Here is a 13894-nt window from a genome sequence, read left to right as displayed (position 1 = left end):
TCATTATCCCGGTTCCGGCCCGTCAGATTTCAGCCCCCGTTGCCCGGTGCAAGACCCACAACAGAACCACAGGTCGCAAGCGCCGAGCATGGAGCCCCCGGTTTTTTAACTTGAGCGGAGTCTTTCCATGTCCAACCTGTTTTCCCCGACCGACCTGGTCGTGCCTTTCGAGCACCTGCGAATGTCCGACGTCGAAGCCGTCGGCGGCAAGAACGCCAGCCTCGGCGAAATGATCTCGCAGCTACCCAGCGGCGTGAAGGTGCCCACCGGTTTTGCCACCACGGCGCACGCCTTCCGCGAGTTCCTGCAATACGATGGCCTGACCGACCGCATCAACGCCCGCCTCGACGCGCTGGACACTGAAGACGTGCGCGCCCTGGCCGAAGCCGGCGCCGAGATCCGGGCCATGGTGGAGAACCAGCCGTTCCCCGCCGACCTGGAAAAAGCCATCCGCGACGCCTTCGCCACCCTGGTGGGTGACAACGACAAAGCCACCTTCGCCGTGCGGTCCTCCGCCACCGCCGAAGACCTGCCCGATGCCTCGTTCGCCGGCCAGCAGGAAACCTTCCTCAACGTGCACGGCATCGACGAAGTGCTGCACAAGATGAAAGAGGTGTTTGCCTCGCTGTACAACGACCGCGCCATCAGCTACCGCGTGCACAAGGGCTTTGCCCACGCCGACGTGGCCCTGTCGGCCGGCGTGCAGCGCATGGTGCGCTCCGACACGGGTGCGGCCGGCGTGATGTTCACCATCGACACCGAGTCCGGCTTTGAAGACGTGGTCTTCATCACTTCCAGCTACGGCCTGGGCGAGACGGTGGTGCAGGGTGCCGTGAACCCCGATGAGTTCTACGTGCACAAGCCCATGTTGAAAGCCGGCAAGCGCGCGCTGATCCGCCGCAATCTCGGCAGCAAGCTGATCCAGATGACCTTCACCACGGCCGAAGAAAAAGCCGGGGACAGTGCGCTCAAGGGCAAGCTGGTGAAAACCGTGGACGTGCCGGTTGAACAGCGCAACCGCTACAGCCTGACCGATGCCGACGTCGAACAACTGGCGCACTACGCGCTGGTGATCGAGCAGCACTACGGCCGTCCGATGGACATCGAGTGGGGCAAGGATGGCATCGACGGCCAGCTCTACATCCTGCAGGCACGTCCTGAAACTGTGAAGAGCCAGTCGGCCGGCAAGACCGAGGTGCGCTACAAGCTCAAGGGCAAAGGCGCCGTGCTGGCCTCGGGCCGTGCGATCGGTCAGAAAGTGGGCACCGGCCCGGTGCGCCTGGTGCACAACATCAGCGAGATGGACAAGGTTCAGCCCGGTGATGTGCTGGTGACGGACATGACCGACCCGAACTGGGAGCCGGTGATGAAGCGCGCCAGCGCCATCGTGACCAACCGCGGTGGCCGCACCTGCCACGCTGCCATCATTGCGCGCGAACTGGGTATTCCGGCCGTGGTCGGCTGCGGCAACGCCACCGAAACCCTCAAGGACGGCATGCTGGTGACCGTGAGCTGCGCCGAGGGCGACACCGGCCACATCTACGACGGCCTGCTGGAAACCGAGATCACCGAGGTGCAGCGCGGCACCATGCCCGAGGTCGACGTGAAGATCATGATGAACGTGGGCAACCCCCAGCTGGCGTTCGACTTCGCGCAGATCCCGAATGGCGGCGTGGGCCTGGCCCGTCTGGAATTCATCATCAACAACAACATCGGCGTGCACCCGAAGGCGATCCTGGACTACCCCCAGATCGATGCCGACCTGAAGAAGGCCGTGGAGTCGGTGGCCCGCGGCCACGCTTCGCCGCGCGCGTTCTACGTGGACAAGGTGGCCGAAGGCGTGGCGACCATCGCCGCGGCTTTCTGGCCCCGGCCGGTCATCGTGCGCCTGTCGGACTTCAAGTCCAACGAGTACCGCAAGCTGGTCGGCGGTAGCCGCTACGAGCCCGATGAAGAGAACCCCATGCTGGGCTTCCGCGGCGCGGCACGCTACATCAGCGAAGACTTCCGCGAAGCCTTTGCCATGGAGTGCGAGGCCTTGAAGCGCGTGCGCGAAGACATGGGACTGGACAACGTGCAGGTGATGGTGCCGTTTGTGCGCACCCTGGGCCAGGCCCAGCGTGTGACCGAGTTGCTGGCCGAGAAGGGTCTCAAGCGCGGCGAGAACGGGCTGAAGGTCATCATGATGTGCGAGATCCCAAGCAATGCCGTGCTGGCCCATGAGTTCCTGCAGTTCTTCGACGGCTTTTCGATCGGCTCCAACGACCTGACCCAGCTCACCCTGGGGCTGGACCGCGATTCGGGTCTGGAGCTGCTGGCCAAGGACTTCGACGAGCGCGACCCCGCCGTCAAGGCCCTGCTCAAGATGGCCATCGGCGCCTGCAAGGCCGAGGGCAAGTACGTGGGCATCTGCGGCCAGGGCCCCAGCGATCACCCGGATTTCGCCCAGTGGCTGCAGGCCGAAGGCATCAGCTCGATCTCGCTGAACCCGGACTCGGTGGTGGACACCTGGCAGCTGCTGGCAGCGTCCCAGAAGTAAAGCGCGGGCAAGTCACAGCGCAAGGCGGCAAGGGGCAACCCTTGCCGCCTTTTTCGTTGCGTTGCAACGTAAGCCCGTGGTCAGTGCTTGGGGCACAATCCTTTGAGACAGGCGCGGCGATGCATCGCGCCCGCCGCTTGAGGAGACACACATGTTTCAAGGCCTGGATGCCCAACGCCTGGTGGCCCTGTTCGTGGCCGGCTGGGCCTTGTTGAGCTTTCCGCTGCTGGCGCTCTGGGACCACGAGGCGCGGGTTTTCGGGTTGCCACTGTTTCCCCTGGCCTTGTTCGGTATCTGGGTGCTGCTGATCGCGGCGCTGGCCTGGGTCGTCGAGCACGGACGCGAACGCGATCCTGCCGCCAGCGACACCGCACGGCCCCATTGACACAAGACGACCCGCCCATGCTGTCCGCCCCGCTGGTCATCGCCGTTTCGTTCGCCTACCTGTTGCTGCTGTTTGCCGTGGCCTACTGGGGCGACTGGCGTGCGGCGCAAGGCCGCTCGGTGATTTCCAGTCCCTGGGTGTACGCCCTCTCGATGGCGGTCTACTGCACCGCCTGGACCTATTTCGGCAGCGTGGGGCGCGCAGCCAACTCGGGCGTGTGGTTCCTGCCGATCTACCTCGGGCCGATGCTGGCCATGATCCTGGCCTGGATGGTGGTGCGCAAGATGATCCGCGTGGCCAAGACCTACCGCATCACCTCCATCGCCGACTTCATCGCCAGCCGCTACGGCAAGAGCCCTTTGCTGGCCGGGCTGGTGACGATGATCACGGTGGTCGGCATCGTGCCCTACATCGCGCTGCAACTCAAGGCGATCGCCAGCGGTTACGCGGTGCTGACCTCGCCGCTGGGATCGCCTGCGGTGCAAAGCGCGCAGTGGTGGAACGACAGCACCCTGTATGTGGCGCTGATGCTGGCGGGTTTCACCATGGTGTTTGGCGCGCGCCACCTCGACAGCACCGAGCGCCATGAAGGCATGGTGGCGGCGATCGCTTTCGAGTCGGTGGTCAAGCTCGTGGCCTTCCTGGCTGTGGGCCTCTTTGTTTCGTTTGGGTTGTTCGCCAGCCCGGCCGCGCTGTTTGACCAGGCCTACGCGGTGGCTGAACTGCGCCGCTTGTTGCAGTTCGGCCAGGACCAGCCTTTTGCGTACCCGCAATGGTTCGGCCTCACCCTGCTGGCCATGCTGTCGGTGATCTTTCTGCCGCGGCAGTTCCAGGTGATGGTGGTGGAAAACGTCGACGAGCAGCACCTGCGCCGCGCTGTCTGGGTGTTTCCGCTCTATCTGCTGCTGATCAATCTGTTCGTGCTGCCCATTGCCATCGGTGGCTTGCTGCACTTCGGTCCGGGGCGCATGGATCCGGAGACCTTCATCCTCTCGTTGCCCCTGTCGCAGGGCCATGGTGCACTGGCGCTGGGGGCCTTCGTCGGCGGGCTCTCCGCTGCCACAGGCATGGTGATCGTTGAGGCGATCGCTGTCTCCACCATGGTCTGCAACGACCTGGTCATGCCCATCCTGCTGCGCATGAAGCGTTTCGGCGCGCGCGCCAGCGGGGACCTCACGGGCCTGCTGCTGGGCATCCGGCGCCTGGCCATCCTGGGCATCCTGCTGCTGGGCTACCTGTATTTCCACCTGGCGGGCGAGGCCTACGCGCTGGTCAGCATCGGCCTCATCAGTTTCGCCGCGGTGGCGCAGTTCGCCCCCGCCATGCTGGGCGGCCTGTACTGGAAAGGCGGCACACGCCGTGGCGCCCTGGCCGGTTTGCTGCTGGGCTTCGGCTTCTGGGTCTACACGCTGATGCTGCCCTCACTGGCCAAATCGGGCTGGCTGGATTCGGACTTTCTGCAGTTCGGCCCCTTTGGCTTGCACTGGTTCAAACCCGAGGCGTTTCTCGGCCTCTCAGGACTCGACAACCTGACGCATTCGCTCTTCTGGAGCCTGCTGGCGAACATCGGAGCCTACGTGGGTGTGTCGCTGTGGCGTGCGCCGTCAGCGGCTGAAACCAGCCAGGCGCTGTTGTTCGTCGACGTGTTCAACCGCACGGCGCATGCGCGGCCGGTGTTCTGGCAGGGCACGGCCCAGGTATCGGCGCTGCTGCCGCTGACCGGGCGCTTTCTCGGTGTCGATGTGGCCCAGCGCCTGTTTGTGGGCTATGCCGCGCGCCTGGGTGTGGCCAGCATCGACCAGATTCCGGGCGACGCGCGGCTGGTGCATTTTGTCGAGACCCAGCTCGCGGGTGCGATCGGCAGCGCTTCGGCGCGGATCATGGTGGCGGCGGTGGTGGAAGAAGAGGCGCTGGACCTTGACGACGTCATGCGCATCCTCGACGAGGCCTCGCAGCTGCGGGCCTATTCGCACGCGCTGGAGGACAAATCGCGTTCGCTGGAGCGGGCCACGGCCGAATTGCGCGAGGCCAATGAGAAGCTCAAGAGCCTGGACCGCATGAAGGACGACTTCATGTCTTCGGTGACCCACGAGCTGCGCACGCCCTTGACCTCCATCAGGGCCCTGTCGGAGCTGATGCGCGACGATGACCACATGGACACGGCGCAGCGACAGCAGTTCCTGGGCATCATCGTCACCGAGGCCGAACGCCTGAGCCGGCTGGTGAACCAGGTGCTGGACATGGCCAAGATTGAGGCGGGACACGCCGAGTGGCACGACACCGATGTGGACCTGCGCGAGGTGGCCGACCAGGCTGCGGGCACCATGAAGGAGAGCTACCGCGAGCGGGGGGTGGCGCTGGTGCTGAACTTGCCCGCGCAGGTGCATGCGGTCCGGGCCGATGCCGATCGGCTCACGCAGGTGGTGCTGAACCTGCTGTCGAATGCCCTGAAGTACGCCCCCCGAGAGGGTGGTCGTGTGGTGCTGCGCCTGCATGAGGACCCGGATCGCCTGACCGTGGAGGTCGAAGACAACGGTCCGGGCATCCCGCTGGAGCAGCAGGCGGTGGCCTTTGAAAAATTCCGGCAGGTCGCCGGTGACGACCATTACCGGGCGGGCGGCACGGGGCTGGGCCTGCCCATCAGCCGACAGATCGTGGAGCATTTCGGTGGCAGCATGTGGCTGCGCTCAACGCCGGGGCAGGGCGCCTGCTTCGGCTTCTCGCTGCCCCGCCACACACCGACCGCCGACGACGGCAGCTACAACGATGAACACCAGAGGAGCACACAAACATGAGCCAGAAAATACTGATTGCCGACGACGAACCGAACATCCTCATCTCGCTGGAGTTCCTCATGAAACGCGAAGGCTTTGAGGTGGTGCTGGCGCGCGATGGCCAGGAAGCGATGGATGCGATTGCCCGCGAGCGCCCGGCGCTCGTGTTGCTCGACGTGATGATGCCGATCAAGACCGGTTTTGACGTCTGCTGCGAAGTCCGTGCCAACGAAGACCTGCGCGACACCCGCATCCTGCTGCTCACCGCCAAGGGCCGCGACACCGATGTGGCCAAGGGCCTGGCGCTGGGGGCCAACGCGTACATGACCAAGCCGTTCTCGACCAAGGAACTGGTCCAGAAGGTGCGTGAACTGCTGGGTGCCGCTTCATGAGTGGGCAGCAGAAGACAGACCGCCGTCTGTGGTGGCTGCTGGTGGTGGCGGCCGTGGTGTCGGTGGCCTGGTTGCTGGCAACGTTTGGCCTGCTCGGTTCGACCCTGGAGCCGGACGACCGGGCGACCATCTGGGGCCTGCTGGGGGACCGCCTGATGCTGATCTCCCTGACGTGGGGCGCCGGCATGGCGGCCATCGCCTGGGGTCTGAAGCGCTGGTTCGACCACTGGGTCACGCCCTCCGTGCAACTGGCCGAAGAAGCCCAGGTGCTGCTGCGCACCGACGTCGTGCGCGAACTCACGCCCAAGGGCAACGTGGAAACCAAGGTGTTGGTGGGGCTGTTCAACCAGCTGGTGGGGCAACGCGAAGACCTGCGGCGCGAGATGGACGCCAAGGTGCGTGAGGCGGCGCAAGGCATCGAGCAGGAAAAGTCGCGTCTGGCCGCGCTCATGTCCGAGCTCACGCAAAGCGTCGTGGTCTGCAACCTCGACGGCCGCATCATTCTGTACAACAACCGCGCGCGCATGCAGTTCAGGGCGCTCTCGCAGGCGCCCGGCGTGGCCGGCGGCGCCGAACTGATCGGTCTCGGTCGCTCGATCTACAGCGTGTTCGACCGCAAGCTGGTGGCCCACGCACTGGAGAACATCCAGCAGCGCATGCTGCGTGGCGCCGGCCAGCCGTCGGCCCAGTTCGTGACCACCACGGCGGCCGGTCAGTTGCTGCGGGTGCAGATGGCGCCGGTGCGTTCGGCCCAGGCCCAGGCGGCCGAGTCGCCGGCCGACCGCATCGAACTCAGCGGCTTTGTGCTGATGCTGGACAACATCACGCGCGACTACGAGGCCGAGTCGGCCAAAGACCAGGTGCTGCACTCGCTCACCGAGGGCAGCCGTTCTGCACTGGCCAACATGCAGGCCGCGATCGACATGCTCGATTACCCGGATCTGGAAGCCGCCATGCGCGAGCGCTTCCTGGGGGTCATCCGCGAAGAGACGCGCACGCTCAGCCAGCGCATCGGGGCGCTGGAAGCGGGGTCGGCCGACAGCCTCAAGACCCGCTGGCCGCTCGAAGACATGCTGGGCGGCGATCTCGTGAACGCGGCGCTGCGCCGCATTGAGGTGGTGACCGGTCTGCCGGCTTCGACGGTGGAAGTGGACAGCTCTCTGTGGCTCAAGGTGGAGAGCTTCTCCCTGCTGCAGGCGCTGGTGTACCTGTCCGGCCGCCTGGCCGACGAGTTCGACGTGCGTTTCGTGCAGCTGCGCCTGGCGCCCGCGGCGGGCAGCGCGGGCAAGGCCCAGCTCGACCTGATCTGGTCGGGGCAGGTCATGAGCACCGAGACCGTGATGAGCTGGGAAATGGACCCGATGAAGGTGGGCAACGAGACCACGCGCCTGACCGTGCGCGACGTGGTCGAGCGCCACGGCGGTGCTTTCTGGTTCGAGCGCGAACGCGTGCGCCACCAGGCCTTTTTCCGCTTCCTGCTCCCGCTGGCCAACCCGCAGGAGCAGGTGGACGCCGCCGCCTTTCTCAAGGGCGAGAGCCGCCCCGAGTACTACGACTTCGACCTTTTCAAGACCACCGAACAGACGCGCACGCTGGACGACCGCAAACTCGTCGATCTGGTCTACACCGTGTTCGACACCGAGACCACCGGGCTCAACCCGTCGCAGGGCGACGAGATCATCCAGATCGGTGCGGCGCGCATCGTCAACAACAAGCTGCTGCGCCAGGAGTGTTTCGAACAGCTGGTGGACCCGAAGCGCCCGATCCCGGCGGCCTCGATTCCCATCCACGGCATCCAGCCCGAAATGGTGGTGGGACAGCCGACCATAGAAGAGGTGCTGCCGGCCTTCCATGCCTTCGCGCAGGACACCGTGCTGGTGGCGCACAACGCCGCGTTTGACATGCGTTTCCTGCAGCTCAAGGAGGCGCAGACCGGTGTGGTCTTCGACCACCCGGTGCTGGACACGCTGCTGCTCTCCGCGCTGATCCATCCCAACCAGGATTCGCACCGGCTGGAGGCGCTGGCCGAGCGCTTCAACGTCACCGTCATCGGGCGCCACACCGCCCTCGGCGATGCCATGGTCACCGCCGAGGTGTTCGTGAAACTGATTCCGATGCTGGCCGAAAAGGGGATCCACACGCTGGGCGAGGCGCGGGAAGCGGCGCAGAAGACGTACTACGCCCGAATCAAGTATTGATCCCCCCGCGCCGCGCCTATGGGCGCGTCACCCCCCAGGGGGCGATGCGAGTGGCCCGGCAAAGCCGGTTCCACCGTATCCTGGGTCAGGGCACGCGCTCCGGAGAGGCAATGCCTGCGTGAAGGGGCGTTGATCCCAAGGCACCGCGGAACCGGCTTTGCCGGGCCGCCAGTGCCGCCCCCTGGGGGGTGACGGCCGCAGGCCGGCGCGGGGGGTATCACATCTTGTAGCGCTGGCCCAGCACGCTTTGCAGTGACTGGACCACGGTGAATGCATCCTTGAGCTGGGTGCGTTCGAAGTTCGAGACGTCGTCCGGATTCAGGTAGTTGTCGGGAGCCAGACCGGCGGCGATCTGGCGCGCCTGGTGCTGGATGCGGGTGAACGCCAGAAACTCCAGCGCATCGCGCAGGTCGCGGGCGCTCTGTTCGCTGATGGCCCCGCCCGCTGCGGCGCTCAGCAGCCGGTCGTGGGTGTTCACGGCATCGTCGCCGCCGGCCAGCGCGTACACGCGGGCCAGATCGACGATGGGCACCACACCGGTGTGCTTGAGGTCGATGGTGCCCTTGTGCTCACCACTGCGGATGCTGGAGATGCCCTTGAACATGCCCAGCGGTGGTTGGTGCGTGAGCGCGTTGCCCACCATGAGGGCCAGAAAGATGCTGTTGCCCCTGGTGCGTTCGAGCACATCGCGGCGCAGTCCGTCGAGCAACTGGCTGTTGCCGTGCACCGCGCGCAGGTCGAAGAACACACAGGTGAGCATCAGTGCTTTCGGATCGGGCTGACCGGTCCAGCGCGCGAAGTACTCGACCCAGCGCCGGCGCGGCTGGCGCCAGGTGTCGGTCATGGCCATCATCTCGCCGGGGCAGTAGACGTAACCGCAGGCGTCCAGCCCATCGCAGACGAACTGGGCCAGGGCCTTGAAGTAGGCGCCGTGTTGCGCTTCGTCGTAGCTGTCGTCCAGCACCATGCAGTTGTCCTGGTCCGACTTGGCGGTCTGTTCGCTGCGCGCCTGGGAGCCGGCGGCCACCCACACGTAGTCCACCGGCGCCGGGCCGAAGCGGGCTTCACCGAGCTGCAGCAGCCGGCTGGTGATGGCGTCGGTGATGGCGGTGATGATGTGGCCGGTGCTGTAGGCCGATGCCTGTGCCGAGGCCAAGCTCTGCTGCAGGCGCTTGATCTTGGTGCTGGCCTGCTGCAGGCCTTCGACGCTGCCTTGCTTGTAGATGTCACCCGCCAGGTACACGGCCGAGGTGCTGTGCTGCTCGGTCAGGTCGGTGGCGGTGATCATGCCGACGATACGCTGGCCGTCGAGCACGGGCACGTGGTGGATGTTGTGGCGGGCCATGAGCAGCAAGGCATCAAAGGCCGGGTTCTGCACGTCGATGGTCATGGGCGCGAGCGTGGCGATGTCCATGATCGAACGCGAGGTGTCCATGCCGGCGGCGATCACGCGGTTGCGCAGGTCGCGGTCGGTGATCAGGCCAAAGAGGTGGTCCTGCTCCACGATGAGCACCGAGGACACGCGCTTTTCACTCATGACCTGCGCCGCCTCGCGGATGCTGGTTTGCGGGGGCAGGGTGATGGGCGCGCGTTTGATCAGCGCGCGCACCGGGGTGGTCATCAGGTTGAGCGCGGGGTCGGTCTCGGTGCCGGCGCTGGCCAGGGCGTTGCGTGGGAGGCGGCTACCCTGGGGCAGGAAATAGGAGAGGGCAGGGGCTTCCAGGCGCAAGGCATTCAGGGTGGCGTGGTCGAGGTGCGCGACACGGCAGGCGCTCAGGGCCACCGCCGCGCAGGCCATCAGGTCACCGCCCAGGTCCAGGCCAAAGAACTCACCCGCCTGCAGGGTGAGCAGCACTTGGTCATCGGCATCCTGCAACTCCACGGCGCCGTCCATGAGCCAGTACAGATGGGCCGTGAACGTTTCGCCATCGGCCAGGCGAACACCGGCCTCGTACCCCTGAACCGTCAAGGCGTTGGCCAACGAGGCCTGGGCATTGGCGGGCAAGCGGCCGAACACCCGGTGGTCCCGGATGGCGGCGGTGAGGGAGGGGTTTTTGCTGGCGGATGCGCTCATGTCCTGGACCTGTTGGGATGCTTGCTGAACATGCTACACCCCGGGAGACGGGGGTATCGCGGGTATACCCTGTTGGCGTTTGACCTGTGTCAGACGCGATGTCGGCGCTTCTGTAAGAACTTGGTAAGCTCGAAATCCAGAATGGCCCCACCGTGTCCTGAGCCTTGCATGTTGATCTTCCTCTCTGCCGTCAAACTCGTCGCTGAAATCGCCCTGCTGGCGTTGTTCGGGCAATGGGTGTTGGGCTTGCTGGCGGGCCAGCGCCGTGCACAGAACTTCTTCTACCAGCTGCTGCAACAGATAGCCCGACCGTTTGTTCAACTGGCGGGATGGGTGGCGCCCCGGGTGGTGCTCGAACGCCATCGGCCGCTGGTGGCTTTCCTGATCCTGGGCTTTGTCTGGCTAGCGGCCACCGCGGCCAAGATTGCCCATTGCCTTGAGATTGGGGTGCAGCTGTGTCGATGACCGGGCGCATGACCGCCACGCTGGAACGCGGTCGGGTCCGGCTGCTGCTGATGTTCGGACTGGAGCGGCTGGCGCTTGCGCGGATCTTGCGTCGCCTTGAGGCCCATCCCGCCGACGCGTTTTCACTTGCCACGGGCGCACACCTTCACGCCAGCCTGGGCGACCCAGCAGCCGCGCAGCGCATGCTGGAGCGGCTGGTCCGGCTGCACCCTGAGCGGGCGGACGGCTGGTTCAATCTGGGCTATGTGTGCGAATCGCTGGGCCTGCTGGCCGCGTCCGAGGCGGCGTTCCGCCGTGCGATCGCCATCGATCCCCGGCTGGACCGGGCGTGGTACGGCCTGTCGCTCAGCCTCATTGCCCAGCAGCGCCTGGATGAAGCCCTGCAGACGCTGCGCAAGAACACCGAACTGCAGCCCATGAGCCCTTATGGGTGGTACCAGATGGCCCGGGTGCAGGTGGAGCGGCAGGAGCCCGATGAGGCCGAAAAAATCATTCTCCACCTGCGCGGGTTCGAGCCGCGTGTGGCGGCCCAGCTGGAGCGCGAAACCGGTCTGGGGGCCGTCCGGGCCTGACACCAGCGAAGAACCCAATGGATCACATGGACCCCACCGAGAACCACCGCCGCTACTGGCGGAAAAACCTGAACATCACGGCCGTCTTGCTGGCGATCTGGTTTGTGGTGACTTTCGTGGTGAGCTACTTCGCCCGCGATCTGAACTTCAATTTCTTCGGCTGGCCCTTCAGCTTCTGGGTGGGCGCGCAGGGCGCCCTGGTGGTGTACTGCCTCATCATCGGGTTCTACGCCTGGTACATGGGCCGGCTCGACATCCAGCATGGGGTGGATGAGGACGGGCCATAGACCATGACAGGTCGACCCGAATCCCGGCGCAGTGCCGCCGACATCGCCGCCAACAAGGCGTTCAGGCGGCAGCTCGACAAGGTGTACCTCTGGTACACCGGCGGGTTCGCCTTTTTTGTGGTCAGCCTGGCCGTGGCGGAGCAGATGGGTCTGCCGCGCGACTGGATCGGCTTCATCTTCCTGCTCGCCACGATCGGTCTCTACGCGGGCATCGGCATCATGAGCCGCACGACCGACGCCACCGAATACTACGTCGCCGGCCGACGGGTGCCCGCCGTCTACAACGGCATGGCCACTGGCGCGGACTGGATGTCGGCCGCGTCGTTCATCGGCATGGCCGGCACCCTGTACCTCACAGGCTACAGCGGCTTGGCTTTCATCATGGGCTGGACCGGCGGCTATTGCCTGGTGGCCCTGCTGCTGGCGCCGTATCTTCGCAAGTTCGGTCAATTCACCATCCCGGATTTCCTCGGCGAGCGCTATGGCGGCAACCTGCCGCGCCTGCTCGGGATTGCTGCGGCCATCCTGTGTTCCTTCACCTATGTGGTGGCCCAGATATCGGGCGTGGGTCTGATCACCTCGCGCCTGACCGGTGTGGCTTTCGAGCTCGGGATATTCCTCGGACTGGGCGGTATCCTGGTGTGCTCCTTCCTGGGCGGCATGCGTGCCGTGACCTGGACCCAGGTGGCGCAATACATTGTGCTGATCGTGGCCTACATGCTGCCGGTGGTGTGGCTGTCGGTCAAACAGACGGGGGTTCCGGTGCCCCAGGCCATTTACGGGTTTCAGCTTGAAAAGGTGACGGCCAAGGAAAAGCTGCTCGCGAACGATCCCAAAGAGCTGGAGGTGCGCGAGATCTACAAAGCCCGTTCGATCGAACTCGCCGCCAAGCTGGAAAACCCCGCGGTCGCCCTGGTGGGGGCCAAAGCGGCTGCTGAAGCGAAGCTCGCCGAATTGCGCTCGGCGAATGCGCCGTCGTCACAGATATCGGTCGCCGAAAAAGCCTTGTCGGCCTTGCCAAGGGATGCCGCTTCGGCCCGGGTCACCTGGACCCGCGCCAAGGTCGAAGCCGACGCCAAGTCATTGCCGCTCAACGGCATGCCAGCGCACGCAGCCCAGTTTGCCGGGGACCCCGATGGCAACGCCGAGGACCGAAAGACCTACGACGAATCGCGCCGCAACTTCCTGGCGCTGATCTTCTGCCTCATGGTGGGCACCGCAGCGCTGCCCCACATCCTGATGCGCTACTACACCGTGCCCAGCGTGAAGGAGGCCCGGCAATCGGTGACCTGGTCGCTGTTTTTCATCTTCCTGCTGTACTTCACCGCACCGGCGCTGGCCGTGCTGGTGAAATTCGAGGTGTTCCACGTGCTGATCGGCACGCCGTTTGACCAGTTGCCCCAGTGGGTGTCCGCCTGGAACAAGGTCGATCCTTCGCTGCTGTCGGTGACCGACATCAACAAGGACGGGCTGTTGCAGCTCAATGAAATGTCCATCGGTGGCGACATCATCGTGCTGGCCACCGCAGAGATTGGCGGCTTGCCCTATGTGATCTCCGGTCTGGTGGCCGCTGGCGGCCTGGCCGCAGCGCTGTCCACCGCCGACGGGCTGTTGCTGACGATTGCCAACGCGCTGTCTCACGACCTTTACTACAAGATGATCGATCCCAACGCGTCCACCGCGCGCCGGGTCACCATCTCCAAGGTGCTGCTGCTCATGGTGGCCCTGGTGGCGGCGTATGTGGCGGCGCAGAAGCCGGCGGACATCCTGTTCCTCGTCTCTGCCGCGTTTTCATTCGCGGCGGCGGCGTTCTTTCCCGCACTTGTCCTGGGCATTTTCTGGAAACGTGCCACCGGCATCGCCGCGGCCCTGGGCATGATCGCGGGTCTGGGCGTCACCTTCTACTACATGGTGACCACGCAGCCGTGGTTGCGCGATGTGTTCGGGGTCACCTCGCCGGTGGAGCTCTGGTTCGGCATCCTGCCGATTTCTGCCGGCGTGTTTGGTGTGCCCCTGGGCTTCGTCGTGATCATTCTGGTGAGTCTGGTCACGCCGCCGCCGAGTCGCGATGTGCAGGATCTGGTGGAGCACGTTCGCTACCCCCGGCGCTAGGCGCCGGCGCCATTGCCCAGCTTCGGCCCGTTTGATCTCGCCAGTTCGTTTTACAGACCGCCTGGATCTTTGCTAGAATCGCGGGCTTGCCTTGCT

Annotated in this window: 10 protein-coding genes; 9 read left to right on the top strand and 1 reads right to left on the bottom strand. The window is 65.2% G+C overall.

All coding sequences use genetic code 11. The annotated features are described in order from the left end of the window. Positions 1-127 precede the first annotated feature (127 nt). From ppsA to ACN5W5_RS18615, 5 genes are all read left to right on the top strand, one after another. A complete protein-coding gene (gene ppsA, locus ACN5W5_RS18635) occupies positions 128-2539 on the top strand; it encodes a phosphoenolpyruvate synthase (RefSeq protein ID WP_420049950.1) in 2412 nt (803 codons plus the stop codon). A gap of 151 nt (positions 2540-2690) precedes the next feature. Continuing rightward, positions 2691-2924, top strand: coding sequence for a hypothetical protein (locus tag ACN5W5_RS18630; RefSeq protein WP_420049949.1), 234 nt, complete (start codon positions 2691-2693; stop codon positions 2922-2924). A 17-nt stretch (positions 2925-2941) separates the two neighbouring features. Further along, on the top strand, positions 2942-5719 hold the full coding sequence (locus ACN5W5_RS18625) for an ATP-binding protein (RefSeq protein ID WP_420049948.1): 2778 nt from the start codon (positions 2942-2944) through the stop codon (positions 5717-5719). Beyond that, complete coding sequence (locus ACN5W5_RS18620) at positions 5716-6090, top strand: response regulator transcription factor (protein WP_226462147.1); 375 nt, start codon at positions 5716-5718, stop codon at positions 6088-6090. The genes ACN5W5_RS18625 and ACN5W5_RS18620 overlap by 4 nt, the downstream gene beginning before the upstream one ends. Further along, the gene (locus tag ACN5W5_RS18615; RefSeq protein WP_420049947.1) at positions 6087-8288 is read left to right on the top strand and encodes an exonuclease domain-containing protein; all 2202 of its coding nucleotides are present in this window, start codon (positions 6087-6089) and stop codon (positions 8286-8288) included. Before ACN5W5_RS18620 ends, ACN5W5_RS18615 begins: the two co-directional genes overlap by 4 nt. Positions 8289-8505: 217 nt before the next feature. On the opposite strand, the gene ACN5W5_RS18610 is transcribed toward ACN5W5_RS18615, so the two are convergent. Then, positions 8506-10362, bottom strand: coding sequence for a putative nucleotidyltransferase substrate binding domain-containing protein (locus ACN5W5_RS18610; protein WP_420049946.1), 1857 nt, complete (start codon positions 10360-10362; stop codon positions 8506-8508). A gap of 168 nt (positions 10363-10530) precedes the next feature. On the opposite strand from ACN5W5_RS18610, the gene ACN5W5_RS18605 reads away from it, so the two are divergent. Genes ACN5W5_RS18605 through ACN5W5_RS18590 form a run of 4 tightly spaced genes read left to right on the top strand, consistent with a single transcriptional unit; the run spans position 10531 to position 13798 of the window. Next, complete coding sequence (locus tag ACN5W5_RS18605) at positions 10531-10827, top strand: hypothetical protein (RefSeq protein ID WP_420049945.1); 297 nt, start codon at positions 10531-10533, stop codon at positions 10825-10827. Between the two features lie 8 nt (positions 10828-10835). Further along, positions 10836-11399: a tetratricopeptide repeat protein gene (locus tag ACN5W5_RS18600; protein WP_420049944.1), complete on the top strand. Its 564-nt coding sequence runs from the start codon at positions 10836-10838 to the stop codon at positions 11397-11399. Between the two features lie 26 nt (positions 11400-11425). Further along, a complete protein-coding gene (locus ACN5W5_RS18595) occupies positions 11426-11686 on the top strand; it encodes a DUF4212 domain-containing protein (RefSeq protein WP_420049986.1) in 261 nt (86 codons plus the stop codon). Between the two features lie 3 nt (positions 11687-11689). Further along, complete coding sequence (locus tag ACN5W5_RS18590; RefSeq protein ID WP_420049943.1) at positions 11690-13798, top strand: sodium:solute symporter family protein; 2109 nt, start codon at positions 11690-11692, stop codon at positions 13796-13798. Positions 13799-13894 lie beyond the last annotated feature (96 nt).

The organism is Hydrogenophaga sp. ZJX-1, assembly GCF_048590325.1.
Taxonomy (GTDB): Bacteria; Pseudomonadota; Gammaproteobacteria; order Burkholderiales; family Burkholderiaceae_C; genus Hydrogenophaga.
This window is presented reverse-complemented; position numbering and strand designations above follow the sequence as displayed.

Bases quoted from the DNA above. Each gene is read 5' to 3' on its own strand.
- ppsA (WP_420049950.1), top strand. From the start codon at position 128: ATGTCCAACCTGTTTTCCCCGACCGACCTGGTCGTGCCTTTCGAGCAC.
- ACN5W5_RS18630 (WP_420049949.1), top strand. From the start codon at position 2,691: ATGTTTCAAGGCCTGGATGCCCAACGCCTGGTGGCCCTGTTCGTGGCC.
- ACN5W5_RS18625 (WP_420049948.1), top strand. From the start codon at position 2,942: ATGCTGTCCGCCCCGCTGGTCATCGCCGTTTCGTTCGCCTACCTGTTG.
- ACN5W5_RS18620 (WP_226462147.1), top strand. From the start codon at position 5,716: ATGAGCCAGAAAATACTGATTGCCGACGACGAACCGAACATCCTCATC.
- ACN5W5_RS18615 (WP_420049947.1), top strand. From the start codon at position 6,087: ATGAGTGGGCAGCAGAAGACAGACCGCCGTCTGTGGTGGCTGCTGGTG.
- ACN5W5_RS18610 (WP_420049946.1), bottom strand. From the start codon at position 10,362: ATGAGCGCATCCGCCAGCAAAAACCCCTCCCTCACCGCCGCCATCCGG.
- ACN5W5_RS18605 (WP_420049945.1), top strand. From the start codon at position 10,531: ATGTTGATCTTCCTCTCTGCCGTCAAACTCGTCGCTGAAATCGCCCTG.
- ACN5W5_RS18600 (WP_420049944.1), top strand. From the start codon at position 10,836: ATGACCGCCACGCTGGAACGCGGTCGGGTCCGGCTGCTGCTGATGTTC.
- ACN5W5_RS18595 (WP_420049986.1), top strand. From the start codon at position 11,426: ATGGACCCCACCGAGAACCACCGCCGCTACTGGCGGAAAAACCTGAAC.
- ACN5W5_RS18590 (WP_420049943.1), top strand. From the start codon at position 11,690: ATGACAGGTCGACCCGAATCCCGGCGCAGTGCCGCCGACATCGCCGCC.